This is a genomic window from Paenibacillus sp. MER 180 (assembly GCF_023713665.1).
GTDB classification, from domain to species: domain Bacteria; phylum Bacillota; class Bacilli; order Paenibacillales; family Paenibacillaceae; genus Paenibacillus_B; species Paenibacillus_B suaedae.
This window is the reverse complement of sequence record NZ_JAMAVT010000019.1, coordinates 29,127-55,677: the sequence shown is the minus strand read 5'-3', so window position 1 is coordinate 55,677 and position 26,551 is coordinate 29,127. Positions and strand designations below refer to the sequence as shown.

Here is a 26,551-nt window from a genome sequence, read left to right as displayed (position 1 = left end):
AATAATTAGGTTACCTATTATTTTATTACTGAATTATATACCTCTAAAATAGATGATGTCAAATTCAGATCCTTCCATGTTCTCAGTCATTCTGTTTACAAATAAAGCATGATTAACTCCTTCCCCCCCCCTTCTTAGAGTCGGTAATCACTGTTAGGAAGTATACAAAAACCCCGCCCAAAGCTGGACGAGGTTCGTCAGAATAATCACCTGTACGGATTCGATTGGACAAATATTGATGAGTCACATCATTTACGAAATTGTTTTTGGAAATCCAACATCTGACTTGAAAATGCCAATATGCCGCGGGAATAGCCGCTATGCAGAAAGATAACAAACTCACATATGCCCACTTTCTCATCGTACATGACTATGTGTGGCATACTACACTTGCTTGTTCATTCGCACGTCCTACTTCTTCCAAGAACGACAAAATAGTATCGTTTACGAAGATAGGCTGTTCACGAATCATATGGGGGCGATGACTTGCTCCCTCTATAATGACGTATCGTGAATTGGGAATAAGAGTAGTCACTTTCATTACATCTTCTTCTGGTGCATAGGGATCATGCTGACCAGCAATGAACAAGGTAGGACAACTTATGCCTCTGAATTGTTCTTCACTTAACTGTGGATACGTTCGCCAATCTTTAAGCTTTTGGCGCAAAAATTCCTGCCAGTTACCCTTATGTGCATCTCTATGTCTATCTTCCATTAGCCGGATAAATGCATGGCCATCATTCTCAAGCAGCCACTCCGGTTCAAATTCCTCAGATCCATACGAAGCAACATACCCGCTCTGACCAATTGAAGTTAACGAAGTTACACGATCAGGATGGTGAATCGCACAATACAAGCCGACCCCTCCTCCCATGCCGTAGCCGATCAGATGCGCCTGTTGAATCCCTAATCGATTCATGAGTGCAATGATGTCCTCAGCATGCTGCGGCGTACTCCATTCCAAGCTGTCACTTCTTGTTCTGCCATGTCCGCGGAAGTCGGGAAAATAACAAGCATACTTACTTTGAAAATCAAGAATCTGGCTGGCAAATGCGAGAATCCCTCTTGAAAATCCGCTATGTAGAAAAATAACGGGAAATCCTACGCCTAGCTGCTCGACAAACATGTCCATATTATTGCAAGTAATATGCGGCATATTGCTCCGTCTCCTCTTTTTATAAGGTGAGATTCTCCCCAAATTTCCGGATTGAATACATGGTGTTGAAATTCGCTCATTTTCATCAAGTAAGTATAGAATAGTACGACAGAGTTAGACGTTCAAGACATTTCCTTCCATAAAAAAAGACAACCGCGTGATTAGACACAGTTGTCTTTGTCGTTGAAAATAACAATAAATCAGCATCAGCCTGCCACCGTTAATAGAACACCAATCGTATTCGTTATGCCATGGACAAGAATTCCAGGCCATACGGAACCCGTACGTTCATACGCCCATGCGAATAGGACTCCGCCAACAAAATTAACGGGCATCGCATTTGTCGTCGGGTAGTGCGCTGCAGTAAAGATTAACGCGCTTAGAAGGGTTGCTCCTCCGATTCCAACACGTGTGCGCAGCCAGCGATAGATGAAGCCGCGATAGAAGATTTCTTCATATACTGGTGAAATGATCCCTGCCGATATGACACCAAGCAGCAAAGTAAATAACGTAACATGCTGTTTTAGGCTCTCTGTTTTACTATTCTCCACCGTAGTCCCTAGAAAGCTGGTAAGATAAACGGTTGCCAAGCTGAGTATAATAAGTGCAAGTATCCAGAGTATGATTCTCCACCAATCTTTAGCCGAAAATGACTTTACTCCAACTTCTGCCCAGCTCAATTTCTGTGGCCGTAAAGCAACGAAATATATGCCCAGCATTAGCGTTATGGCTATCGTAAGTCCCGTCAACGTGCCCGCATATAGCGTGTTCTGCAACCAATCAGCGTACAATTGCTGCAGCGGGTATTTAATCACACAAATCACAAATACGAATTCCAGTGCCAGCAAAGCCAGCATTTGGCGCCAAGTCCAAGGATCACTTTTCTTCCACATCTCGGTTGTCTTCAATCTTCATCCCTCAATCCTCTATGTTATAATTCAACTATATTAGGTGACGTTACGTAACCTGCAAGCACTTTTTTCAGGAGGACTGACATGAATCGCTGGACAACAGGACAAGTATCGAAGATGAGAAATGTATCCGTACGAACATTGCGTTATTATGATCAGATTGGCTTGCTTACGCCGAGTCATAAGGAAGACAACGGTCGACGCTATTATTCGGAAGCAGATTTATTTACACTTGAGAAGATCACGCTCATGAAGTCATTGTCGCTCCCACTGGAGGATATTCAGCAATTGATAGACAAGCTGTCTTACCTTCACATCCTAACTGCCCATTATAATCAGCTTCAGGAGCAGTTAACATCGCTGCAGACGAGTATTTCCAATACAGCTACACTCATACATATGATTGATATAGAGGGAAATCTCTCTTGGGAGAAGGTATCGAGTCTTGTGCAGAACGCACCGGAGAATTCGAAGCAGTGGATGGATTACTTCGGAGAAGAAGAAAGCGAGTTTTTGCGCCAGACTCTTCCGAATCTAGGCAATAGCGACCCAATCACTCAACAGTATGTGTCCTTACTGCGGCGGATTGAATGGTGTATCCAGCAGTCTATCCCGCCAGAATCGGATGAAGGCTGCAAAATTGCAATTGAGCTGAATGAGCTGTCGATGATCACATTTGAGGGTGATGAGGAGTTAATCGAGAAGTTCTGGGAAGTAAGAAAACGTCCTGCCAGTGAGACGGGGTTATTTCCGATATCAGATGAGGTATTGGAGTTCTTAGAAAGAAGCACGACCTATGCCTTGGAGCAAGAAAAAGCAGGGGTAAAATAAATACGGTATTCGATAGCAGACCAGCTTGCTTGCCGCTTATGGAGGAAGCTGGTTTTTTAGTTTGTTGTTAGGATAAATCCTCTATAGATCGGTACTTCTATTATCAATTACATGATTCCCATTCCTTTCTTGAAATCTAGTATTGTAAATTAGCGAAAATTCGATTATTGTCTCACAAGACCATTTGGTTCGATCGGCTTGCTTAACCAATGTTCATCGGTTTGCACATGGTTGCGGCGGACAAACTTTGCTGCACTTTCCTTGAATGCATCATAATGAAATGCAGACGCCAGTCGAACAACATAGCCCTCCTGTTCCCCACCGCAGCGGGATTGCATCGTATAGCACTTCCTGACAGCTTCCTCATCCCATATTCCCCGATACAGCACCGGAACAACAGTAAGCTGAAGCTGTTCAGCCCATTCGAGGGTATCGTCCCAAGATAGGCATATGTTCTGCTCATTCCATACCGAGAACAGCATGAAATAACTCGGCAAGTCCGTATAAGATAGCGAATGCTTCACATAGACATTTTCACCGCATAATCGATAGCCTTCCGGGATCATGTATTGAATGCCGCCATGCTGCATTTTGACGATGTGCCGAGAAGGATGATCCTTGCTGTCCAGGGAACGAGCGTGAATGCCATTGTTATACATCGTTGTATTCTCCCCGTCCATCTTTTCTGTAACAACAACCTCGCGGCCGATGAAATGATCCGTATTCCGCAAGATTTTATCGTCATTCGTATAGCTTCTGGACCAGGGAAGGTGCATCGTTTTCGGATATTTGATTTTCATGTCGTTTCACCTCCTTATTTCGCGAAAGTGTCGGCTTCCGCAAAAAAATACAATTGGGCCAACATCTCATCGCCTAACAAATGATAAATATGAGATGCTCCGGTGTCTCCGCCGTGCAGGATCTCCATATGGAAGCTTACTAGATTGACGACCTGCAGGACAAATTCCTCGTCGTATCCCATTTGCTTCAGGACATGGCAGGCGATCGCTGCGGATACATGTTCATGACCATAATAGGAGTAATATCCCCGGCTTTGCTTCCACACCTTGCAGAATGGCTTGCCTGCATCATGAAACAGTGCAGCGAACTGCATTGCCAGCATGTTATCCCCTTCGTAGAACGCACGTACATATTCCAGTACCGCATAGGTATGCTCGGACAACGTTCTCGAATGATGCGGATTCTGTTGATCATATCCTACCATTACCCGAAAATGCGGAGAGCTGGACAAATAGTTGAACAATTCGTCGTGATCCGGATTATCCACAAGCAGCTCTTCCAGCTCCGAGCGCGAAAGCATAGCGTCAGCTGGAGCATGCACGATATGAAGTTGTTGAAAGCCTTCACCAAGGACCGGAAACTCAAAGTGCTTAGCAAACTTGGACATTACACTCTCGTCGATTCTACGCTTCCTAGATTGAGCCCGCTGCATGGCGATATCATAGGGCGTGCTGCACACATGACATTCCACCGGAACCTCCCTGAACCGCTTCAAGAACTTCAATCTTCGTTCGCGGCTGACATTGGTTGCGTCGAATACTACATTGCGCCCAAAAACCAATGCTTGCTCAATCTGAGAGAACGCTTCATCAAATACGACATACGTATTCTTTTGCTTTGCCTCATCTCCGAACAGCTTCTGACGTATGGAGTCGGTTGCTACATGAACAGCCCTGTGCTGCTTGCACAGCTCCTTCGCGTAATGGCTCTTCCCGCTACCCGGTATGCCGGCCAGCATGTGAATGGAACTCATCGATTTCTCACCTCCTTTCAAATCTCTTTTCATAATCGAAACCTCTATTCATACATCAAACAGACATCTATCCAAAAACTAAGATCGAATCGTTTGATGTGACGGATGGCAGAGGCATTCCAGCGTATGATCATTTACCATGCCAACCGCCTGCATGAAGGAATAACAAATCGTGCTCCCTACGAATGAGAACCCGTCTTTCTTAAGCTGCTTGCTCATTCGATCACTGATGTCAGTTGTAACGGGTACCTCCTTGATGTTCGCCCAATGGTTTACAATGGGTTGGTTATCGACGAAGCTCCATATGTACGTGGAGAAGGAGCCGTGCTCTTTCTGGAGTCGTAAAAAAGCGTGTGCGTTTTTAACGACACTGTGAATTTTTAATTTGTTGCGAACGATCCCTGCATCATCGAGCAAGGATTCCAGCTTCTCTTCTGTGTACTGCACGATTTTCTCTGCCTCGAATTGATCGAAGGCTTCACGGTAATGTTCTCTCTTCTGCAAGATTGTCCACCAACTGAGCCCCGCCTGCGCACCTTCCAAGCACAGCATTTCAAATAACTTTCGATCGTCATATACGGGAACTCCCCACTCTTTGTCATGGTAGTCCACATATAGAGGCTCATTTTCTTTTACCCAAGCGCATCGTTTACACATCGTTGTAGACCATTCCTTATTCAATAAGAGATTTTACATCATGATTTTATAGTGTAATGCTGCCAAATTACAAACTCTCTTAGCGCAGAACATGGATATCATGTTCTTAACCGGTTAGCAGGTTCGATCAGTAGAGTGTTTTATGCCGTACTTTTCCGCACTTCTACCTTACTTCAGCTACCAGCGGAGCGGTTCTTCATCTCGCCATAGAATCCAGCGGTCAATCTCTATGATATTCGCAGTACCGATGCTGTACTCACTCTTGACACCGCTCTGTAAGTCAATGAGATGCAGCATTCCTCCGTATGTGCCTACCACTAATCGTGATTCATCTGGAGATGCGACAATACCGGATAAGGTGCTGCCGACAAAATATCGCCATATCTCATTACCTTCACTGTCAATTTTGCGCAAATATCCATAGGCATCACCCAATATATGACCATCTGTCAATGCAGCAGCGGCGTATACACGCATCTCATCATTCATGATCGGCCACTCGTGTTCTGTCCCAGCATCAAGCTGCCCCAAGTCTGCAAGCGGGACTTGAATCGTTGCCCCATTATAGAAATGGCATGCATTATACCACACTTCGCTACTGTCCTTGGCGAACAGCGCATAATGCGGATAACTGGATTGCGGCTCGAACGTATACACCTTCCCACTCGCTGCATCTCTCAATAGATGTTCACTGCACTGGCTGCCGTACGCAAGCCAGCGTCCATCTGGAGACACAGCGCCGTGCACCATATCGATGTGAGTATCCTCGTAATCATATTGCTGCATCTCCGTCAGTTCAGGATGAAGCAGCTCGACTTGGTCTTTGCTAAGCAAATAGATGCCGCAATCGGTTACGAGAAGAAGACGTGAGCCATTGTCGAATGGGATAGCCTCCTCAATATGGCTTGCCGGATGTTCTGCATCGGCAAGAGATTCAGAATCATTCAAGATTGCCTTAATACGTTGCTGAATAACTTGCCAGGACCAAGCGGCAATCTCTTCGCCCTCCCCCAAGCTTGTAACGATTCCTCGTATTATACGTATTCCTTGTTCATTACTAAGCGCGAAATAGTTTCCGTCCGAGGAGCATCCAATATGATAGAAGTCAGGAAGCTCAGTAATTCTATCCTGTTGAATGAGATAGATGCCGCCGCCATAAGTACGCACAAGAACAGTACCATCATTCAGACAGACAATTGGTTTAATAGCTTGCTGCTTCTCCTCATAATCGGGTGTAATTGGCCAGGATGCTGGCGGAATCTCCTGTCGCAGCCGTTCGGTATCACCTGCTTGATTGGCAACCCGTATCATGTCAACGATGTCTGCGGCCATGCCCGAACGCTGATCATCCCCTGGCTCTTGTTGTGCCTGTTCCCAGTTGCTTTCCATCCCGACGCGCACATATTCATTAATTTCCGAGGCATACCGCTTTCCTTCTGTGCGCCACTTCATCGCAATTTCTTCTCTTAGCCAGCTCATGACAACTCCTCCTCATACCCATTCATGTCTCTCGTGTCAGCCTTATCCAATAATCTCGACGACGTTGCCTTCTTGATCCTTAATTTCTGTTATCTCAATTTGAACGATGATGCTCTGTGTAGACGCAAGTTCGATCATGCCAGCCTTCGGCTCAAGCTTAGCACTTAGTTCAGCAGCCGAACGATCATCTACGAACAACTGAATCCCATTTTCCGTCGTTTCGTGAGAAGTACGATCGCCCGATTTTATTACGATTGTAACCTCAGGTCCAACCAGTGTAAGTTCTTTGCGCTTCAAGATCCGCCCCTGCAGCAGCTTACCGATTATGACGGCCTGCTTTGCGCCGATGAGGAGCTTAGCCGGCTTCTTGCCTAACCATCCATTCTTGCCAGATTCCCATCCTAATTGCTGAACGAATAAGATTCCGGTGTTCGAACCGTCATTCTGCATTCCTCGCTCAGCAGCTTCGGCCACTTCTGGCATGCGAAGAAGCGACTCCCGCTCCAGATCGGTAATGTAATAAGGCAGGTGCGTTTGGGATGCATTCAAAAGGCCTAATGTATTCCAAGTTTGCATCGCTTCAAGCTCATCATTCGTAATCCCTACCATCTGAATGAACTCTACCTTGCCATTCGGTGTATCGATTGCATGCAAATCAGGATCTTCAGCGAAGGCGAGTGCTGTTAATTGGGTATCTGCATCCAAGCATATCGGCCCGTTCGCATCCAGATAATCTCCCGATCGAAATACATTGCCGGAGTTGAATACGTATCTCCCCATATTTTGCAGTAGGTTAAGCGCCCATGCGGGAGGTTCCTCATCCTCAGCCTGCCTAACCAGTCTGAATGTAAGTTCAAACCCGTATCCGCTACATTCTTCATCGTCTAATTCTTTATCATAAAGTTCTGAAAAACCATAGGTTACAAAATGCCAATGCGGGTATGGAAAATCCGCCTTGTATGCACTTAATCCATCCAAGGGGTCATGTCCACCCAGAGCATATGAAATGATCGTGCCGTAATGCTTAGGCTCCTGCTCGCCATAAATTGCTGTGACTGCTTGATCAATTGCATCCCATCCGGCGGTGCTTGCTTCTTGGTTCATGTACCGTTCCCTCCCCAAAGGCTCAATCTATGTAAATTGGTAATACGAACAAACAGCTTACTGCGGACACGCTCTGTTGCTGTAATTCTATCAATCTCCTATCCTGGTAATTATATCAATGATAGAAGCAAAAATGAAATCTTGAAACTATTTTTGATTTAATCGTATTAATAATTGATTGCATTTAGCTTCTTGTAATAAAATTAGTAAGCTTAGGTAACAATTTCAGTTATCTTATTCATCATTTTAGGAGGAAGCAATGGATCCCGAATCGGAACGAGAAACGGTATTACAGCTTATTAAGAAAGGAAATAAGTCCTCTGCAATTGCAATGATAGGCAATGCCATTATTGCGGCTGCAAAAGGCGCAGGTGCTGCAATGAGCGGCAGTGGAGCGATGTTCGCATCTTCCATGCATTCTCTGGCGGACAGCGTGAATCAAGGCTTTGTATTCGTCGGCAGTATACTTGCGGAGAAGAAGCCCACTCGCCAATTCCCTACTGGATTCGGTCGAGTCATCAACCTCTTTTGTATGGTGGCTGTTATCGTTGTAACGATTATGGCCTACGAGACGATACGTGAGGGCCTGCATTTACTTCAGCACCCCGTACAAGCGAGCAGTGGGGCGTTCTGGATAAATATCGCGGCATTAATATTCAATTTAGTTGTTGATGGAGCTATTTTGCTCAAAGCGATGAAGGAAATTACGAAGGAAGCAAGAGTTGAAACAAAAGGTATTGCATTTATCCCCGCTTCATTTAAGCATGTTAGTCGTTCTGCACCACCCACTCGCTTGGTATTTTATGAAGACCTGGTTGCTGTTACGGGTGCCTTATTGGCCATGAGCGCAGTTGTCGTCACTTCCTTGACAGCATTTAAGGCTTTGGATGGAATTGCGACGCTTCTAATCGGGATATTAATGATTGGCGTTGCTTTTCGAGTCGGGTATGACAATATGGTTGGACTTATCGGGGTCGCAGCTCCTCGCGATGTTGCGGAGAAGGTAGCTTTCCTTATTCTTGCTGACTCAGACGTTACGGATATTAATGATTTGCGAATTACGCAGGAAGGGCGCTATTATCACGTCGATGCGATGATCGAACTGCGCAAGGGCTTAACCTTAGCCGACGCTGATGATATTATTTTCCGCGTTCAAGACAAGCTGATGGCGGATCCAGATATTACAGACGTTATTTTGGGTGTTTTAGAGGATAACGGGGTTACGGACTGGACGCCTGAAGCGTTGAACGAATTCTCATAATCCATATACAAGAGCGGTATGATTCAAGAAGATTCTTGATCCGACCGCTCTTTTTTATACACAAGTGTATGAAGCATCATTCAACTATAAATAAAAGGTTATCAGAACGATAAACGATATCATATACATGCAGATCTTCCCTAGCGTGCAAGGTTAACTTGATTCATTTTTGCTTTCGGTTCTTACAGCTTCTTCGATAATCTTTTCGATCGACATCCGTTGAATAAACTTAGCGTATTTCTCCTTCTTCTTGCCATTCGCTTGAAAGAAATCGATCATTCGGGTGACGCATGGGATTAACTGCTCCGCCGTCACTCCGGAAATCGCCAATTGTCCGAGGGTTGGCTTGATTGTTTTCGGCTCTCCGCCAATGTATATATCGAATACATCCTTCATTTTCACAATCCCGATATCCTTCAGCAGCGGTTCTCCTGTTCCGAGTGCACATCCAGAGTAGCCTACCCGGATCGGGTAGGGAACCTCGATTCCGGCTATCACTTCATTCAACTGCTTGGCAAGCTCCATATTCGTGTCTTCTGATCCTCTGCAGAAATTACAGGTAATCAAGCTCTTGGTGTAGAAGCCTGCTGGATAGATCTCTAACCCTACTTCCTTCAACCGCTGCTGTACCTCATCCATCCGCTCTTCTTCCATTTCGACATAGAGTTGTTTGAAGGTAGTCAACTCGATCTTTGCCTTGTTGCCTACAATAGAACCAAGCAGTGACAACTGCTTAGGCGTAAAAAGACTTCCTCCTTCCTCAAAACCGGGAGTTACTGCAAATTTCGCAAGATGTGACATCCGATCCCTCCTCTATATACTTAGGGCGTATGTTCGTGTTTTGTTACTTATATAGTATACCCCCCTATAGTATATAGTCAATGGGTTACTCCCTGTACAGCCAATAAAAAAAGCGAGCATGCTTTGCCCGCTTTTTACTCATTATTTTATGGTATTCCTTGAAATGTATGGGCCAAGATCTTGCCATCTATCGCGTCACAATAGGCAATCCCTCTTCTTGCCACCTGACGATGCCGCCCTGCAGGTTGAAGACATTCGTAACGCCATGCGCCTGAAGAATGCTGACCGCAATGGCGGAACGCATTCCCGTTCGGCATTGAACGAGCACGGGCATTTCAGTCGGAACCTCCCGAACACGTTCCGGCAGCTTGCCAAGCAGTATATGTTTGGCATGTTGAATGTGGCCTTCCTCCCATTCTGCACTTGAGCGCACATCCACAACTGCGATCTCGCCGCCAACTACCTGGTCTGCGATGCTCGCAGGAGTAACGTCAGGATAAGATTCCAGCAATTCTTTGGAAGATGAACGGAGGGCGCTATCCACCCACATCTTCGTTGCTTCGATCAGACCTTCAATTCGATCGATGCCAATGGATCGCAAATCTCGGGCAATATGAGGCAATTGCTCCTCCTCCCCCATCACATACAGCGGATGTTCGTCATTTAGGAGCCAACCGGCCCATGAAGTAAAGGAACGGTTGTATGGCACATTAATCGTTCCCTTTACATGCGCGGCACCAAATGCAGCACATGGGCGAGTATCCACGACGATTGCTCCTGCTTGCACGAAACTCGCAACTTCTTCTACACTCCCCTCGATCTGCTCTGGAACAAAAAGCTGGCCAAGTAATGTAGGCCCTACCCGATTCACGTGCTTCATTCTCGGAAAATAAGTTGGCGGTTCGGGTTGCCCAGCTAGTAATGAGTTGACGAACTCATTTTCGTTCGTGAAGGACAGAGCCCAATTGAAGCGCTTCTCGTAGCCTACCGTCGATGAAGGAACTGCGCCCAGCGCCTTGCCGCATGCGCTTCCCGCACCATGGGCAGGCCACATCTGCACGTATTCGGGAAGCTCCTTGAAGCGCTGTAAGGAGTGGAACATTTGCCTTGCTCCCTCCTCTGCCGTGCCTGCCAGCCCTACTGCCTTCTCCAGCAGATCAGGGCGTCCCACATCGCCGACGAACACGAAGTCGCCGGTAAAAATGCCAATCGGAGAATCGGCTCCACCGCCCCGATCCGTTAACAGGAACGAAATGCTCTCAGGCGTATGGCCAGGGGTATGAAGCACTTCGAATTCGAGATTGCCGATGTGGAATCGGTCTCTATCCTGCACAAGGCGATGATTGACCTTATTCCCGCTCGCATCGCTCACATACGTATAGATCCAATCCGGACCGCCTTCGCCCGATAAATAAAGCATTGCTTCATGCTCCGCTCCGAATTCGCGCATTCCGGACACGAAATCAGCGTGGATATGAGTTTCGGCAGCAGCGATGATGTTCAAGCCTTCGGATTTAGCCGTTGTGATATATGGCGTTACATCGCGAGCCGGATCGATCACGATCGCTTCCCCCGTAGCTTGGCAGCCGACCAGGTAGGAAGCGTGAGCTAACTTGTCATCATAAAAATAACGCAGCAGCATTAGGCAATACTCTCCCCTTTCTAAATAAAACAACCACGGGTACTTGATTAACTTAACAATATGAATTTTTCGTAGACTTCTCTTACATTCGGCCCTTCAGCATGCCGTGCCAGTACATTTTAGGCAGCAGATTTTTTTTCAGCATGTACATGCTGTACCGTTCCTTCGACTGATCAAACGGGAATGTTTCCTGCGGAGTCAGATCATAATCGAACTCCGCCAGAATAAGCCGATTATAGCCGGTAACGAGCGGACATGATGTATAGCCGTCATAACGTGCGGCAAGCGGTTGTCCAGCCAGCAAGCTGATGATATTTTGTACTGCGACGGGAGCCTGCTTGCGGATGGCTGCTCCCGTCTTGGAAGTCGGGAGATTGCTGCAATCTCCGAGCGCGAACACGTTCTTGAACCGGACATGCTGCAGCGTATGTTTGTCGACTTCGGCCCATCCTGCGGCTCCTGCAAGCGGGCTATTTCGAATGAAGTCGGGAGACGACATGGGCGGCACGACATGAATCATGTCGTATTGGAGCGTCTCCCGATCCTTCGTAACCACGTGCTCGAACACAGCTTCCTTCCTCACCGAATCAATCGAGATCAGATCAAGCTGGTATTTGGTCGCAATGTCTTTTCGTTCGATCACCCGATTAAGTGCCGCAGCATATTTCGGAACGGCAAAGATAGACGCATTGCCCGATGCGAAGATGATGTTCGACTTACTTCTAATCCCAGCCTGCCGGAATGCATCGTCGGCCAAATACATAATTTTCTGAGGCGCTCCCCCGCATTTGATTGGCGAGTTCGGCTGCGTGAAGATCGCATTGCCGCCACGGAACTGGCGAATGGACTTCCACGTGCTATCGACGTATCGATAATCATAATTGCTGCACACTCCATCCCGTCCGATGCACTCCTTCAGTCCCTTGATCCGCTCCCAGTCCACCTGAATTCCCGCTGCTACGACGAGGATCTCGTACTGGATGACGGTACCTGCCTTGGTAACGAATCGGTTGACCTCAGGATAGAATTCCTCGACCGCCTCCTGAATCCAGTCGGCTCCCTTTGGGATCAGCGATTGCTGGCTGCGTTCGGTCGTCTCCTTGCTGACGACGCCTCCGCCGACAAGCGTCCACAAGGGCTGGTAATAATGCTTGGTTTGCGGATCAAGCAGCACGACTGAGCCGTGAAACACTTTCGATTCGCGCAGCAAGCGGGCCGCAACCGACAATCCGGCGCTGCCTGCCCCGACAATGGCAACGGTATAGTGAAGCTTTTTTGACATTCAATGTCCTCCCCTGCTTACAAGTGCTGCTAGCTGGTGCACATGGGTATTCTCGCGCATTCTTGCTTGCCCTCATTTCCAAAGGAGTTATTGTGGGATAGTGAATCCACTTAATGTACCGATGGTCAAAATATATGGCTGGAATCCTCATTCTATGATTGCACAACAAAAAAGCAATTCCGCTTCCATCTTGCGAGGCAGGAATTGCTTTTCATTCGATTAATTTTATTATCTTAGCTTTGCATGTACTCTAGTACTAACGCTATGAATGGTTTTTGCTGATCGCTTCAGGAGCATGGATTTGGCCCGTTTGTTTGGTCGTCGACAAGATCAAGTTCAGGCGCTTGGAACCAAATACAAGCAGCAGCATCGTCACCATCACCCCGAAGAAAAGCCACATGACGGCTTGAACCGGCCATATGTCCATCATTCTACCGACTGCAATCGGCAGAAGCGAACCACCTAGTCCATTTGCCGCCAGCAAAATACTCGTTGTCCGCTCAGTCATGCCGGGAAGGGCACTATTCGCATAAATCAGCATGATCGCGAACATGCCTGCCATTCCAAGCCCGAGGAGAAAACTAATGACGTACCCTCCCCATGCCTGTGAGATGAAAGGCAGAATGAGCAATACAAGGACACTGAGCACTGTCGTGATCCATAAAAATCGATAGTACGTTATCTTCTCGGCAAGTACACCGCATAGCGCACGACCGATAACCATCGCCGTCCAATATACCGTAACCGTCAATGTTGCATCAGAGGTTGCGACGCCCCATCTCTCGATAAACAGGGATGGGAAGAAGTGCACAACAGACACTTCGCTTCCTCCATAGAGCATGAAGAAGAAGGCGCATAGGACAAGGAAAGGAATGGACTTCCCTGAGTAAGATTCACGCTTGGATTCGGAGCCCTTACCTACTGTGCGCGTCAACATGGCATCGACATGACCGAATGACATCCGCTGCCAGGCGATTGCCGTGAGAAGTGCGCTTATGCCGAGCAGCAGGAAAGAGTATGTCCATATCCCACGTGCGATTAAGAAGCTTGCCACGAATGGTATCATCAAGGCGCCGAGGCCAAAAGTAACCTCCAGCTTGCTCATCGCGATGGCTTGCTTCTCTTTGACAGCGACAAGAATAATGGTACCGATCCCTGACTCCACAAGCCCCGCTCCTGCCCCCGCAAATCCGGCTATCAAAATAACGACTGGCCATGGCGGGAGGAAAAACAGCAGAAGCTCGGCGCTAATCATCAGCAATCCGATCATAACTCCTCGTTTCCGACTGAACCTTCGAGAAATAGCAGGCATACTGAGAACGCCGAGCAGCATTCCGACGAATTGAACGAAGACGAGTATTCCCCCGTCTGTATAATTCAAGCCATAGTTCAGAAGCAGCTCAGGGAGAACTGCGCCCATAATAACAAGTGTTACCCCAGTTACAATGTATGATAGACAACCCATCCAAATCAGTCTGTTAATCATGGTGCACCTCTCTGTCAGCAATGATAATCTCGACGCCTATTTCATTTACATAACGCTGCCACTCCGCATCTGGCTCACGATCTGTGACGATAAAATCTATATCTTCTAAGCCCACGACACGATGGAACATCGTCTTTCCGAATTTGGAGTGGTCAGCAAGGACAATGACTTGGTCTGCACTGCGAATCACCTGACGGATGAAATATGTCTCTTCTTCAAAGTCGGTCGTCAGTCCATTCATAGACAATCCACAAGTGCCGATGAAGGCCTTGTCGAAGTGATAGTCGCCCAGCATCTCAATCGCCCGCGATCCATAAATCATCCGTTGATTATTGTCCAATAGGCCGCCAAGAAGCTGAATGCGAGCTTCATTTCTCTCCGCCAACATACCGGCCATGTCGATGGAATTCGTAACGATGACATTACCCTTGGTCTTCATATGTTCTCCCACGAATCGTACCGTCGTGGATGAGTCCATGTATAAATAATCTTCGTCGTGAAGGAGAGTAGCGGCAACCTGACCGATCTTCTGCTTGGACGTCGTCTCCTTCTGCAACCGTTGGCCGTAATTGGGCATTTCCTTCGATATGGTAGGCAGGACGGCTCCGCCCCGTGTTCGAATGATAGAGCCTTGTTCCTCAAGCTTGATAATGTCCCTACGTGCTGTATCTCGTGATATAGACAGCAGTTCGCATACTTCTTCCACTTCAATGCGCTTGTTTCTCTTCAGGTGCTCTAATATAGCTGCCAAGCGTTCCTCTTGAAACATGGATTCTCCCCTGTTCTGTTAAGTAAAGTTAAGTGTTATTAAGTAAATATAAGTATTAATCATGATTATAAGCCATAAATGGGAAGTGTCAATAGGAGAAGCGACACAGTTTACCTACATGAAAAAAGGAGTTCTGATCGATTCAGAACTCCCCTACTTCCGTTCTATTAGGATTTGAGCTGCCACAGGGCTGGAACGTTAGACGGTTCCCAACCGAGCAATGATGTATGAGCTTGCCGGCATACATAAGTCTTTCCGCCATAAGTGACTTCGTCGGTTGCCTTATAGCTGACATTTGGAGCCCATGGCTGAACCCCGCCTTGTGCATCTGTCGTTACTTGAACACTGGTTCCAGTGGAAATGTTCCCGGCTGCATCCTTAGCAGTTACGGTAAATACGTAGTTTGTATTTGGCGTTAATCCTGTAATAGTTGCGGTTGTGTCCGTCACATTGACAGCATTCGTTCCATAAGACACGGTATAGCCAGTCACACCAACATTGTCCGTCGATGCCGACCAGCTGAGTATTACTGAAGTTGCAGATTTTCCTGTTACCTGTAAATTACCTGGGGCGGTTGGGGGTGTTGTATCTCCACCTGATCCCGCTGGAGCTGTCTTCACCGTTAGCGGTGCGCTTGCAGCGGATTGGTTCCTCTTCGCATCCTTCGCAGTAATCGTGAAGGTATAATTTGTATCTGGCGTCAATCCCGAGATGACAGCATTCGGATTCGAAACGCTCACAGATTGAGTCCCATAGGAGACGGTATATCCGGTCACCCCAACATTATCTGTGGAGGCCGTCCAGCTGAGACTGACACTGGTGGATGTCTTAGCTGTAACGATTACGTTTGTTGGTACGGAAGGAGGTTCCGTATCGGGAATAGGCGGAGTTAATGCATCCAGATAAGCACGATGACTGTTTGAGAATTCAAAGTTATTGAATTTATCCCAGTTCACTGACCATGTCATCAACCCACGGAAGTTCGGATATCCAGTCGAACTGCCTCGTGTCTTGTAGCTGGACAACTGTACGCCTTTAATGAGCGCATCAAGTGCTTTATGCACTTCTGCAACCGTAGTGAACCCGCCCCCCGCATTCGCATTTGCAGGCAATCCGAGCATAACTTGATCCTGACGCAGTGCCGGGAAGAAGTTGTTTGGATTTTTGGCAACAGGGAATCCGGTCAAGAGCATGTCGGCCATTGCCACATGGAAGTCAGCATTCCCCATCGTGTGATACTGATCATCCAGTCCTATAATCGGGCCTGAGTTATAATTCTGTACCTGAAGCCAGTCTAGAATATCGCGGGTTGCATGGATGACAGGCAAATATGCGCCTGCACGGTTGTCGCAGCTAATACAGCTGCCGCCATAGAAGGTATAGCCTAATTGAACGAAGAAGGTTTCAGGAGCCATGGTCAGGTAGAAGTTATCGGTTCCAAAGTGGTTATTAATCGTACGGAGTGCTGCAATGAGGTTGACGATAACTGGAGTGGTGGGATTTTTGAAATCACTGTCGCCAGCGTTCAAATAGAGGGAATGTCCTTCGAAGTCCACATCAAGTCCGTTAAAGCCGTATTTCTCAATGAGCGCAATGACTGAATTGACGAAATTATCTCGGGCTCCGGCGTTCGGTAGTTGCACTTGCCCATTCTGGCCCCCGATGGAGATAATGACTTTCTTGCCTTGGCTCTGTAAGTAAGCGACATCAGCCTTGAAGTCGGCATCCGTATAATTGTAAGGCGTGAAGCCGATTGTACCATTCGTGACGCCAGAGGTTGGTTCTGCGAAGGAGACGTTAATGACATCGAACTTAGGAGATACGTCACGGAGCTTGATGAACCCGGAACCATTATCGAAGTTGTGCCAGTACCCTACAATCGTCTTGCTGGATACGGCAGCTTGAGCTTGCGGCGCCCAGAGTACCAGACCTTGCAGGAGCATCAATGCTAGAGCTGCATGTAAGACAATCATCCATTTGCGGCGGGATGTATTCCCTGTGCGTAACATACGTAATCGTCCTCCTTTAATCCATGATGATAGCGTTTGCAAAATGTTCTCAACAGATTTGGTTATCCCTCCTATTTCATGACATATAAGACACACCTGCATGATCATCTGCACTGATGTTCAGTGCGGTTCAGCCTTACACCATCATTATCTAGAAAAGAAGTATGGATCATAAGGGATAAATTGCAATAAAAGAGGGAGAAATACCTCTCTATATAAAAATGAGACAGGGCCAACTTCTTCCCCATGATTTCATGGTTCTCAGAGTCGGCCCTGACTATTTATTATTTGGATTGCGGAATTTGGATCGTCATCTCTAGGTTTTTCCAGTATGTTCGATCTCCAAAATCTTCCTTATTGGTTCGTTTTATTTTAAAGTCCTTGTTACTAATTGTAAAGTTGTAAGGCTTGATTGTGATGGATTTCGATTTCATCCCTGCTGGCGCATACCAATCGTTGAGGTGATACTCGGTTGTTGGCAGAACAGGTGTATAGATAAGTTTGGATGGTCTTAGTACACGTCCCTGATCATCCACAATCTCATAGTACATTCTACTTGCATGATAATCCCCCGTTTGTTCCGCAGAGGCCGGAACTGGACCCTTGCTGTCCAGTACGATACGAGTGGATACAGGTGAGATATCAAGCTGCTTCACTGTATACGAGAACTTGCCGTCGGACTTGGTTGCATTCGGTTTCAAAATCATGGCTCTGTTCTCAACCTTCACAGGAATTTTTAATTCATACGTTTCCTTAACCTGTGTCACTTTTGTCCGCACAGTCAGTTCAAATTCATCCGGTAAGGTTGCGACATGTCTAAATTCCAGCATATACATCGGCTTATCATCCATCATATAGCTGCTGAGTTGGCCAGAGGATTTGATAGGCTCACCGTTGATTAGAACTTCCGGGCTTCGAATATACCCTCTCTCCTGTTTCTCATCAGGAGTGCCGAAGGATTCCGCCATACTTTTGTTTGTCTCGTAGAATTTATTATAGAGCGCAACTCTTTCCTCATTCGAAAAGCCCTCTACATATGGAGAAGCCAGATACTGAGGCAAATCTTTGCCCTCACGTTCTATGCGGAATGACAAGCGAGTACCGTCAAATAATACTTCAGTTACCTTTAACGTAATTCCATCATGCGTATCGCTAACGTTTGGCGTGGATATAATCCCGCGCTCAATCGCCTTCTGAACGGCGTCTTCGCTCGCCTCATAGAATAGCAGTCCGATAACCGGCACTTTCTTCAAAGCTTCCGCCATCGTTGGGGATACATATCCAACTCCGACCATTCCTACTCCGAGAATGACTGCGGCAGAAGCAGCGAATAAGGTTCTTTTTAGTATACTCGGCTTACGATGGAATGGTAATGAGCTTGTCCACTCCATTTGTTCGATTCGATCCATGATTTTATCGGTTCGAATGGGAGGCGGTGAGGATTGACGAATCATTTGTTCGATCCCGTCCATCTCAGCGTATTCCGTGCGCTGCATATGTCCCATGGGCCTTCTCTCCTTTTTCACTAATTCGATCCATTAATTTTGCACGTAATCTTTCATACTTCTTGCGCAGCGTTGCTGATTTCAGGCCCATAATTTCACTAATCTCTTCAAATGTATACTGCTCCACAGCCTTCAAGAGCAAAATATGCCTCTCTTCTGCAGTAAGATAGGTTAGGAGATCGCTTACTACCGTTTCATGCTGGGAAAAGGCAATCTCTTGTTGTTCTGTCTCCTTCTCCACCTGCTTAATCAAATTAAGCCAACGGCTCTTCTTCTTCTTCAAATTTATCAGATGATGATAGGCGACTTTATATAACCATGCAGAGAAAGAAACCTGCCTATTATATTGATGTAAATTCTCGTAGGCACGGATAAATATTTCCTGAACAGCATCTTCCGTTTCCGCATGATTTTTTAAAATATAGTAGCAGTATGTATACATTTGGCGTTCGAAATTGTGTAGGATCGTTCGGTAAGCTTGTTTATCACCAGCTTGTACTCGCGTAACGATTTCTTCAACATTAATAGGCTGCACTACTGACTCCCCGGGGCTGGTAGATTGCAAGTGCTCAACTCCTTTCTTGTTGTCTTATTATATATAACAATCTGAACCGTTCATTTTGTGACACGTTCAATGAAATTTTTTATTCTATGCTCTGTAAAATAAGCGACCGTTTTATGTTAGCATAATACTACTGTGCATAGTAGATACAAATTCGAAGATGTGCGTAATAATCGCCTCAGACGACGACTTGTTACCATATGGAAAAAGGGCAGTTCCAGCCATGCCTACATGGTTCTGGAGCAACCCTTGTGTTGTATCTATTATCGATTGATCGGTATCGTAACTTGCAAATCCTTCAGATAGGTTCTCTTTCCTTCACTGCCCTTTTTCGCTCCGAGGATGCTCCAATCCTTGCTGTTTACCGTGTATGTATACGGCTTGATCGTGATAGATGTCGTCTTGTCGTCAATCGGATAGTAGAATTGATCAACATGGTATTTGGTTTCCGGTTTTTTATTAAAGAATCCGATCGTTTCTTGATTTATTTCCTTCCCTTTGTTATCCATAAGCTCATAGTAGACCTTGCTTGCATGGTATTTCCCAGATTGCTCGGCAGAAGCAGGCACTGGACCTTGACTGTCTAGAATGAGTCTGGTCGAGAATGGCGTCAGTTCGAGTTGCTTGACGGTATAGCTGAATTTCCCAGACGTTTTGGATGCTTCTGGCTTGATAACGAGCGGTTTGCTTTTCAACTCGATCGGAACCTTGAGCTCAAATGGTTCACTAACTTTTGTAACTTCAGCCCTAATGGTAAGCTCGAATTTCTCGGGCGCTTTGACTCCTTTTGCGACATAATAAAAATTATTCTGAGGACCAGAGAAACTGGCACTGTTCAATTTTATCGGCTCTCCATCAACTAATACCTTCGGGCTTAGCTTAATGTAACCCTTTAGCTGATCCTGCTCAGGGACGGCATTTTTTTTGATAAATTCATTGTTCGGATTTTCTTTTAGATCCTCCATGCTGAAATATGGGGATACCGTACCGTCCAGATTTGCTCCTTCTCGCTTGACTAAGATGGATAATGTAGAACCGTCGTACTTCACTTCTTCCAGCTTCAAGGTAATTCCGTCATGCTTCACACTCAAATTAGGCTTGTACAGGTAACCCTGCTCGATAGCCGTCTTTTCATTGATGCCGTCTAGTTTCGGCGCTGCTGCTGCGGGCAAATTCGAACCGAGTGCCCCCGTCCCAAGCAGTGCTGCCACAGATATTGCGATTGCCGTTTTTTTGATTGACTTCATTTGTATCTATCATCCCTTCTGTTGGAAATCATTTTTGTGTTATCGCTTGATTGGAATCGTAAGCTCCAAGTCTTTCAAATACGTTTTCTTATAAGTCTTTTTTCTATTGCTCCCCTTCTCTTCGAGGACAGCCCAGTTTTTGCTGTTAATCGTATACGTATATGGCTTGATCGTGATGGATGTCGCCTTGTTATCTGTTGGATAGTAGAATTTATCAACATGGTACTTGGGTTCCGGCATTTTATGGAAGAATCCGATCATTTCAGGCAATATCTCGTTGCCGTTGTTGTCGAATAACTCATAATAAACCGGACTTGCATGGTACTTCCCGGATTGCTCGGCTGAAGCAGGGGGCAAACCTTCGCTGTCCAGGATGAGCCGTGTAGAGAACGGCGATAGAATAATCTGCTTAACGGTATAGCTGAATTTTCCGGAAGTTTTGGATGCATTATTTGGCTTCACAACGAGCGGTTTGCTTTTCAACTTCACCGGTATTTTGAAATCATAAGTTTCCTTCACTTTCGTCACTCCGGCCTTAATCGAGAGCTCGAATTCGTCAGGGAGCTTCACCCCTTTTGCATAGTATTGATAGCTCTTATTTTCTCCAAAGGTCTCAGAGCTGCTTATGGTGATGGGTTTGCCATCGGCAAGCACCTCACACTCTGACTTGATGTAACCTTTGAGTTTCTCTTTCTCCGGGTTGATGGTAAAGGGAAAATCAAGATTCGCTCCTTCCGGACGCAATGCGAAGGATAATATCGTTCCATCGTAGCGAACATCGGTCAAAGTTAGGGTAATTCCATCATGCTTGACACTCAGATTAGGCTTGTATAGGTACCCCTGCTTGATAGCCGACTTCTCATTGAAGCCATCTATCCTCAGTGCTGCTGTAGCTGGCATGCTGGAACTGAATGCTCCGATGCCAAGCAGTGCTGCAGTGGAAGTGACAATGATGGTTTTTTTGATCAAGCCGAACTTGTTTTTCGAATTAGGACTGCCCTCTACATGATTCATACGAATTCACCATTCCAATCTCTTACGTATTGATCGATTCCCCAAGGTAGAAGAATCATGGATATAAGAACGCAACATGTCTCTGTTCTACTCTATATAACAATTTCGGTTGGCTCTTTTGTGACAGAAGGCATGATTTTTTAAAAAGAACTGAGAAATCCGGCAACAAAAAAACGAGCACATCAGCTCGTTCTTTGTCTATATTCATCTCTTAACATTCCATAGAATGCCAGATCGTAATGCTGCCCGAATCGATACACATGTTGTTTCAGTGTTCCCTCATAGGCGAGGCCGATCTTCTCCATGATTCTCCACGATCCAGGATTAGAGGTGTATGCTTCAGCGAATATTTTATGAAGCCCTAGTTCTTCGAACCCATAAGATAGAATCGCTTGAGCTGCTTCGGTGCCATACCCTTTGCCCCAATAAGGCTTCCCAATCCAGTATGCTAATTCTCCTCGGTTATGCATTGCTGAGATGCTGATATTCATAATGCCGATTAAGTCTTCAGATGATTTCTCGCAGACTGCGAAAATAACCACCCTACCATTCTTCTCAGCTTCCAGCATGCTGTTGATAAATGGCTCGGCTGCACCGCTCGGATATGGATACGGAATATTCAACGTCGTCTTGGCGACGTCATAATCTCCAGCTAATTGTTCAATTCTCGCAGCATCGCTCAAGTCCAGAGGTCTTAATGATAATCTATTCGTTTCAAGTTGTGGCATACTGATGTCCCCCATGTTCCTTTATGATTCATGATTTTAATAACAAGAAATTGTTCGAATTCTACCATATTGAACCGGAATATACTAGTCTCCACAAAAAAACCATGGGGATATGAGTATCCTCATGGCAATTTGCATGGTCTGTGCTGCAAATAAGCAGCGTTAGACAGCTCTACTAATTTCATTCTAATTAGATATGCTGAACAGCAAGTTTCTCTGCTTGTATGAAAATAAGGATGTCGTCTCCCGGATCGCACAAAGCTAAGGAGGTGGAAGTTGATTCGCTAAAGCGGGCACTCTCGCCCGCTTCTGTCATTACTTATGATAATGTTGTTCATTTGACAGCAATTGAAGGGAATAACGTTGTCCCAATTCTTGCCGCACCTCGATAGTCGAATCGAAAAATTCGCTCAGATGAGCCGAGGTCAGCTGATCGGCCGTATTGCCTGATGAAAATACAGATCCCTGTTTAATAAGCAGCGTTTTGTTGAAGCAAGGCATGATCTCTTCAACATGATGTGTGACATAGATGAGTGTTGGCGCTTCAGGCTCGCGTGCAATCGCTTGAATCATGTGGAGCAGTTGATCACGCGCGAAGATATCAAGTCCCGTGCACGGTTCATCGAGGATCAGAAGCTTCGGGGAAGCCATTAACGCACGCCCGATGAGCACACGCTGCCGCTCGCCCTGGGATAATGTATCATAAGTGCGCCCTAGCAGTCGCTCGCAGCCGAGCAGCTTAATTAAGGTTAATGCCTTGTCCTCATCAGACTCTTCGATGTTATCGTATAGTCCGATTGAAGCGAACTTTCCGCTAAGAATGATCTTCTGAACCGTTTCATGTCCATGGAGTCTCTGCTGCAGCGAGGTGCTTACCCAACCGATCTGCTTCCGCAATTCGCGAAGATCGAATGTGCCGAATTTCTTTCCGAGGACGGATACGCTGCCTGAGGTCGGCCAGATATAGCCGTTAATCATATTCAGCAAGGTTGTCTTCCCCGAGCCATTAAGCCCGAGCAAGCACCAATGCTCTCCCTGCTTCACCTCCCAAGAGACCTGTTCCAGAATCATCTTGTTATCCCTATTCCAAGTTACATCGCGAACATCAATAACCATAACATCTCTCCTCTCCCTTGTGTGTCCGGCAGTTATTTGCTGTTTCTGCGGCCGCCTTGCGGCTCCAGATTGGCAAGCGACAAGCGAACGGCGGTATCGGCGTCTCTATTCGCAATCGCCTGCAGCAGTTGATCGTGCAGCTCCGATCGGTCTTCATAATGCTGCGTGTAGACGATGAGGTGGCTTAGTTCACCGTGAAGCGCGCTGCAGAAGGCACGGTACAGATCAATCAGCACAGGATTATGGCTCGCTTCTGCAATCGAACAATGGAACTCCACATCATGATCTACATAGGCAGCGTAATTGCCAGCCTCCAGTGCGAGCTTTCGTTCTTCAAGAAGCTGCTTCATTCGCTCAAGATCCTTGTCCGTACGCCGCTCTGATGCCAAGCGTGCTGCCTGAGCATCCATCATGCTTCTCACTTCGGTAATGTGCACGGTCTCCGCTCTAAGCAGCCGCTGCTCCAACGAGTCTGAATCAGAGGGGCGTGAACGAACATACGTCCCGTCCCCTTGTCGCACTTCCAGCACACCAGCATGCACCAGAATCTTGACGGCTTCGCGGATCGTCGAACGTCCTACACCGAACATCTCCATCAACTCCGGCTCAGTCGGCATACGATCGCCAGGACGATAGTGGTGGTTAAGCGCATCATGGAGCTGTTCTAGCACTTGATCCACCAGCTTGCGGCGAGGGACGGCAGTGAATTTAGGTGTATTCAAATTCATCAGATCATCTCCTGTTATAAAGGAGTATATTCCTTTTTTTACAAATGTCAATCCAATAGTTAGGTGTAACTCGAATCCTGCGTATGAAAAGCAAAAAACCGTGCATCGCACGGTTTTAGATAGTAAATTCGAATTTATGCATTCGTATCCTGCATCGCAGGAATATTGATTTCTTTGACACAGGCTGCTTTGGATAGTCCGATTACGCATGTGACGAGTGATAAGATATCTTGCACTGGGATGCGGGTACTGTCATAGACAGAGAGTGCCTTTTCTGCTCCCTCTTCATAAGGAATTTCAGCGGCGAGCTCGCCTGGATTAATGCAGGTAACGGCAATCTGATCTTGTCGTACATGCTCGCGCAGCGCATTCGTTATTCCTCGCAGTCCAAACTTCGACGCAACGAAGGAAACTTGTGAATTGTTCGTATGATCTAGCCCAGCCGTCGAACCAATGAAGATGATCTTGCCTGCTTCTGACTTGCGAATATTCGGAAGCAGCGACTGGATACACGTTATTGTTGATGTAATGTTGACCTGAATGATTCTAGCAATTTCCGCAGGATCATCATTGTCGAAATTGTAATCGTCTTCAAAACCGTTCTGTTCCCAAATGCCCACGTTGTATATGATTACATCAATCACATCCTCTGCAACTGCATTCGCTATACGAGAGGAAGCCTCATGCTGCGACAGATCAGCCTAAATCCAGATTCGCTTGACCCCATCTTCCAGATCTATGCTGGTTGGACGATTACGGGAGACAACCCACACTTGATCTCCTTGCTTGGGCAGACCTTTTACGAACGTATCACCTAGTCCCTTACTTGCACCGAAAATAATGTATTTTTTCATTATTCTATTCCCCTTTCAGGATTCGGATTATTTCGGATTAACCATCGGTAGTGAATCGGTTATTCCTACTCGCTGGGCGATTTGCGCTAACTGCTGAATTCCCTCTCGTATTTGGATCTCGTTCATAAGTGAGTAGCTTAGACGAATCCACGATTGCATGTCGTTCTGCGGATCACATATATGACCGGGGACAAAGGAAATGGATTGCTGGAAGCAGTTGTGTAAGAGTGCGCCACAGGAAATGTCGCTTGGCAGACGAAGCCATATGTTCAATCCGCCTTGCGGCGTTGTCCATCTCCAATCAATGGGGGCTGCCGATAGTTCCTCTTCCATTACGTCCCGTCTAATTTGCAGCGCGATCCGCAACTTCTCTAGGTGCTGCTGCATCCGTTCAGATTGATAATAATGAAGAAATATTTTTTGTGTGACGAGTGGTGTTCCGTTATCTGCAAGCGATTTGGCTGTAATCAGCGGATCGATCATCGACTTGCGAGCGAACACCGCGCATATGCGCAAACCAGGAGCAACGTACTTGCTGAAGCTTCGCAGATAGACAACCCATCCATAGGTATCATACATGAATAAAGGCTGCGGCGGACCCTCATCGAAATAAATATCATGAAATGCATCATCTTCCACAAGCATGCAACGATACCGCTCAGCCAATTCTACAAGCTGCTTGCGCTGGGATGGAGGAAGCGTATAACCCGTCGGATTATGGAACGTTGGGTTCATATAGAACATTCGTGGACGATGCTGCTTCATCAGCTTCTCTATCGCTTCCAAATCGTACCCCTCCGGCGTGAACTCCACCGGTATCAATCGGGCGCCATGCCCTCTGAAGATGTCAATCGCAGCGCTGTATGTTGGCCGCTCTACGAGAATGGCATCGAGCGGTCTAATTAGAATTCTGGCGAGGAGATCAATTGCTTGCTGTGCACCTGTTGTGATCAGAATTTCGTCAATAGTCAGATCGACTCGATATTGCCGCATGAAATATTGACACAGCACATCACGCAGTTCCTCATCCCCTTGCGGTGTGGAATAGCTTCCCATGAGCTTGGGGTACTTATCGAATACTTTCTTTACGTATTCGGACAGGAACAGATTAGGCAGTAAATTCGGATCGATTATAGCTTGAGAAAATTGATAGTTAGCCGCCACTCGGTGAATATCGGACAGATTGCTTGTTAACTGTATGGCTGTTGAGCTGTTCTTACTATTGAAATAATCCAGTTCAACTGCTGACTTAGATGGGCTTACGTAGTAGCCGGATTTCTCCTTGACATAGGCCACACCGTGCTGCTTCAACAATTTGTAGACTTTGAACACGGTCAATCGATTCACGCCGAGTTCAGCGGCAAGGGATCGTACCGAAGGGAGCTTATCATGAGCCCCCCACTCTCCTCGTTCAATATTCGTCAATATGTAATCGTATATTTGCTTGGATCGCATCGGCACGCCTCCTCTCCCATCTGAACTTATATTGCACTACACCCATCTTCAATCTGTTCTATTTAAAGCATTCTGTTCTATTTTTACACATTTACGATCAAACCAAAGGGAATCAAATCAATTGTTGACTGTCAGTATTGAAGCATGCATCCCAGACATGTACCCTAGAAACCTTCAATA

23 protein-coding genes and 1 pseudogene are annotated in these 26,551 nt (G+C 46.4%); 2 read left to right on the top strand and 22 right to left on the bottom strand.

The window, feature by feature from the left end; translation table 11 throughout:
* Positions 1-370 precede the first annotated feature (370 nt).
* Positions 371-1,156: an alpha/beta fold hydrolase gene (locus M3661_RS24145; protein WP_083189234.1), complete on the bottom strand. Its 786-nt coding sequence runs from the start codon at positions 1,154-1,156 to the stop codon at positions 371-373.
* Positions 1,157-1,362: 206 nt separating this feature from the next.
* Positions 1,363-2,064, bottom strand: coding sequence for a CPBP family intramembrane glutamic endopeptidase (locus M3661_RS24140; RefSeq protein WP_251489327.1), 702 nt, complete (start codon positions 2,062-2,064; stop codon positions 1,363-1,365).
* 87 nt (positions 2,065-2,151) lie between these two features.
* Here M3661_RS24140 and M3661_RS24135 point away from each other — a divergent pair, with 87 nt between their 5' ends.
* A complete protein-coding gene (locus M3661_RS24135; RefSeq protein WP_251489325.1) occupies positions 2,152-2,898 on the top strand; it encodes a MerR family transcriptional regulator in 747 nt (248 codons plus the stop codon).
* A 164-nt stretch (positions 2,899-3,062) separates the two neighbouring features.
* Here M3661_RS24135 and M3661_RS24130 read toward each other — a convergent pair whose 3' ends face one another.
* The 5 genes from M3661_RS24130 to M3661_RS24110 form a co-directional block, all read right to left on the bottom strand.
* Positions 3,063-3,698, bottom strand: a complete 636-nt coding sequence (locus tag M3661_RS24130; protein ID WP_251489323.1) for an RNA ligase family protein — start codon at positions 3,696-3,698, stop codon at positions 3,063-3,065.
* A gap of 14 nt (positions 3,699-3,712) precedes the next feature.
* Positions 3,713-4,672: an AAA family ATPase gene (locus M3661_RS24125; protein ID WP_251489321.1), complete on the bottom strand. Its 960-nt coding sequence runs from the start codon at positions 4,670-4,672 to the stop codon at positions 3,713-3,715.
* A gap of 78 nt (positions 4,673-4,750) precedes the next feature.
* Positions 4,751-5,329 (bottom strand): DNA-3-methyladenine glycosylase I, encoded by a 579-nt coding sequence (locus M3661_RS24120; RefSeq protein WP_251489319.1) that lies wholly within the window; start codon positions 5,327-5,329, stop codon positions 4,751-4,753.
* A gap of 177 nt (positions 5,330-5,506) precedes the next feature.
* A complete protein-coding gene (locus M3661_RS24115; RefSeq protein WP_251489316.1) occupies positions 5,507-6,808 on the bottom strand; it encodes a WD40 repeat domain-containing protein in 1,302 nt (433 codons plus the stop codon).
* Between the two features lie 42 nt (positions 6,809-6,850).
* On the bottom strand, positions 6,851-7,912 hold the full coding sequence (locus M3661_RS24110; RefSeq protein WP_251489315.1) for a suppressor of fused domain protein: 1,062 nt from the start codon (positions 7,910-7,912) through the stop codon (positions 6,851-6,853).
* A gap of 259 nt (positions 7,913-8,171) precedes the next feature.
* Between M3661_RS24110 and M3661_RS24105 the strand changes: the two genes are divergently transcribed.
* The gene (locus tag M3661_RS24105; RefSeq protein ID WP_251489313.1) at positions 8,172-9,173 is read left to right on the top strand and encodes a cation diffusion facilitator family transporter; all 1,002 of its coding nucleotides are present in this window, start codon (positions 8,172-8,174) and stop codon (positions 9,171-9,173) included.
* 153 nt (positions 9,174-9,326) lie between these two features.
* Here M3661_RS24105 and M3661_RS24100 read toward each other — a convergent pair whose 3' ends face one another.
* The 15 genes and pseudogenes from M3661_RS24100 to M3661_RS24030 all read right to left on the bottom strand — a co-directional run bounded on the left by M3661_RS24100 (position 9,327) and on the right by M3661_RS24030 (position 26,371).
* Positions 9,327-9,974 (bottom strand): NAD(P)/FAD-dependent oxidoreductase, encoded by a 648-nt coding sequence (locus tag M3661_RS24100; RefSeq protein ID WP_065293865.1) that lies wholly within the window; start codon positions 9,972-9,974, stop codon positions 9,327-9,329.
* A gap of 187 nt (positions 9,975-10,161) precedes the next feature.
* Positions 10,162-11,616: an MBL fold metallo-hydrolase gene (locus M3661_RS24095; protein ID WP_251489311.1), complete on the bottom strand. Its 1,455-nt coding sequence runs from the start codon at positions 11,614-11,616 to the stop codon at positions 10,162-10,164.
* An 82-nt stretch (positions 11,617-11,698) separates the two neighbouring features.
* Entirely contained in the window at positions 11,699-12,898 is a 1,200-nt protein-coding gene (locus tag M3661_RS24090; RefSeq protein WP_251489309.1) for an FAD/NAD(P)-binding oxidoreductase, read from the bottom strand.
* 262 nt (positions 12,899-13,160) lie between these two features.
* Positions 13,161-14,384 carry an MFS transporter gene (locus M3661_RS24085; protein WP_251489307.1) on the bottom strand — a complete coding sequence of 408 codons (1,224 nt, stop codon included), beginning with the start codon at positions 14,382-14,384 and terminating at the stop codon, positions 13,161-13,163.
* Positions 14,377-15,153, bottom strand: a complete 777-nt coding sequence (locus M3661_RS24080) for a DeoR/GlpR family DNA-binding transcription regulator (protein ID WP_065293861.1) — start codon at positions 15,151-15,153, stop codon at positions 14,377-14,379. Before M3661_RS24080 ends, M3661_RS24085 begins: the two co-directional genes overlap by 8 nt.
* Before the next feature lie 167 nt (positions 15,154-15,320).
* Positions 15,321-17,162, bottom strand: coding sequence for a fibronectin type III domain-containing protein (locus tag M3661_RS24075; RefSeq protein WP_251489306.1), 1,842 nt, complete (start codon positions 17,160-17,162; stop codon positions 15,321-15,323).
* Between the two features lie 284 nt (positions 17,163-17,446).
* Complete coding sequence (locus M3661_RS24070) at positions 17,447-18,667, bottom strand: DUF4179 domain-containing protein (RefSeq protein WP_065293859.1); 1,221 nt, start codon at positions 18,665-18,667, stop codon at positions 17,447-17,449.
* Entirely contained in the window at positions 18,636-19,232 is a 597-nt protein-coding gene (locus M3661_RS24065; RefSeq protein WP_021255988.1) for an RNA polymerase sigma factor, read from the bottom strand. Before M3661_RS24065 ends, M3661_RS24070 begins: the two co-directional genes overlap by 32 nt.
* A gap of 260 nt (positions 19,233-19,492) precedes the next feature.
* The gene (locus M3661_RS24060) at positions 19,493-20,476 is read right to left on the bottom strand and encodes a DUF4179 domain-containing protein (RefSeq protein ID WP_251489304.1); all 984 of its coding nucleotides are present in this window, start codon (positions 20,474-20,476) and stop codon (positions 19,493-19,495) included.
* 39 nt (positions 20,477-20,515) lie between these two features.
* The gene (locus tag M3661_RS24055) at positions 20,516-21,490 is read right to left on the bottom strand and encodes a DUF4179 domain-containing protein (protein WP_251489302.1); all 975 of its coding nucleotides are present in this window, start codon (positions 21,488-21,490) and stop codon (positions 20,516-20,518) included.
* A gap of 182 nt (positions 21,491-21,672) precedes the next feature.
* A complete protein-coding gene (locus tag M3661_RS24050) occupies positions 21,673-22,218 on the bottom strand; it encodes a GNAT family N-acetyltransferase (protein WP_065293856.1) in 546 nt (181 codons plus the stop codon).
* A 315-nt stretch (positions 22,219-22,533) separates the two neighbouring features.
* Entirely contained in the window at positions 22,534-23,334 is an 801-nt protein-coding gene (locus M3661_RS24045) for an ABC transporter ATP-binding protein (RefSeq protein ID WP_251489300.1), read from the bottom strand.
* A gap of 32 nt (positions 23,335-23,366) precedes the next feature.
* Positions 23,367-24,062, bottom strand: coding sequence for a FadR/GntR family transcriptional regulator (locus tag M3661_RS24040; RefSeq protein ID WP_251489298.1), 696 nt, complete (start codon positions 24,060-24,062; stop codon positions 23,367-23,369).
* 134 nt (positions 24,063-24,196) lie between these two features.
* Positions 24,197-24,916: pseudogene (locus M3661_RS24035) on the bottom strand (SDR family NAD(P)-dependent oxidoreductase).
* A gap of 27 nt (positions 24,917-24,943) precedes the next feature.
* Positions 24,944-26,371 (bottom strand): aminotransferase-like domain-containing protein, encoded by a 1,428-nt coding sequence (locus M3661_RS24030; protein WP_065293852.1) that lies wholly within the window; start codon positions 26,369-26,371, stop codon positions 24,944-24,946.
* Positions 26,372-26,551 lie beyond the last annotated feature (180 nt).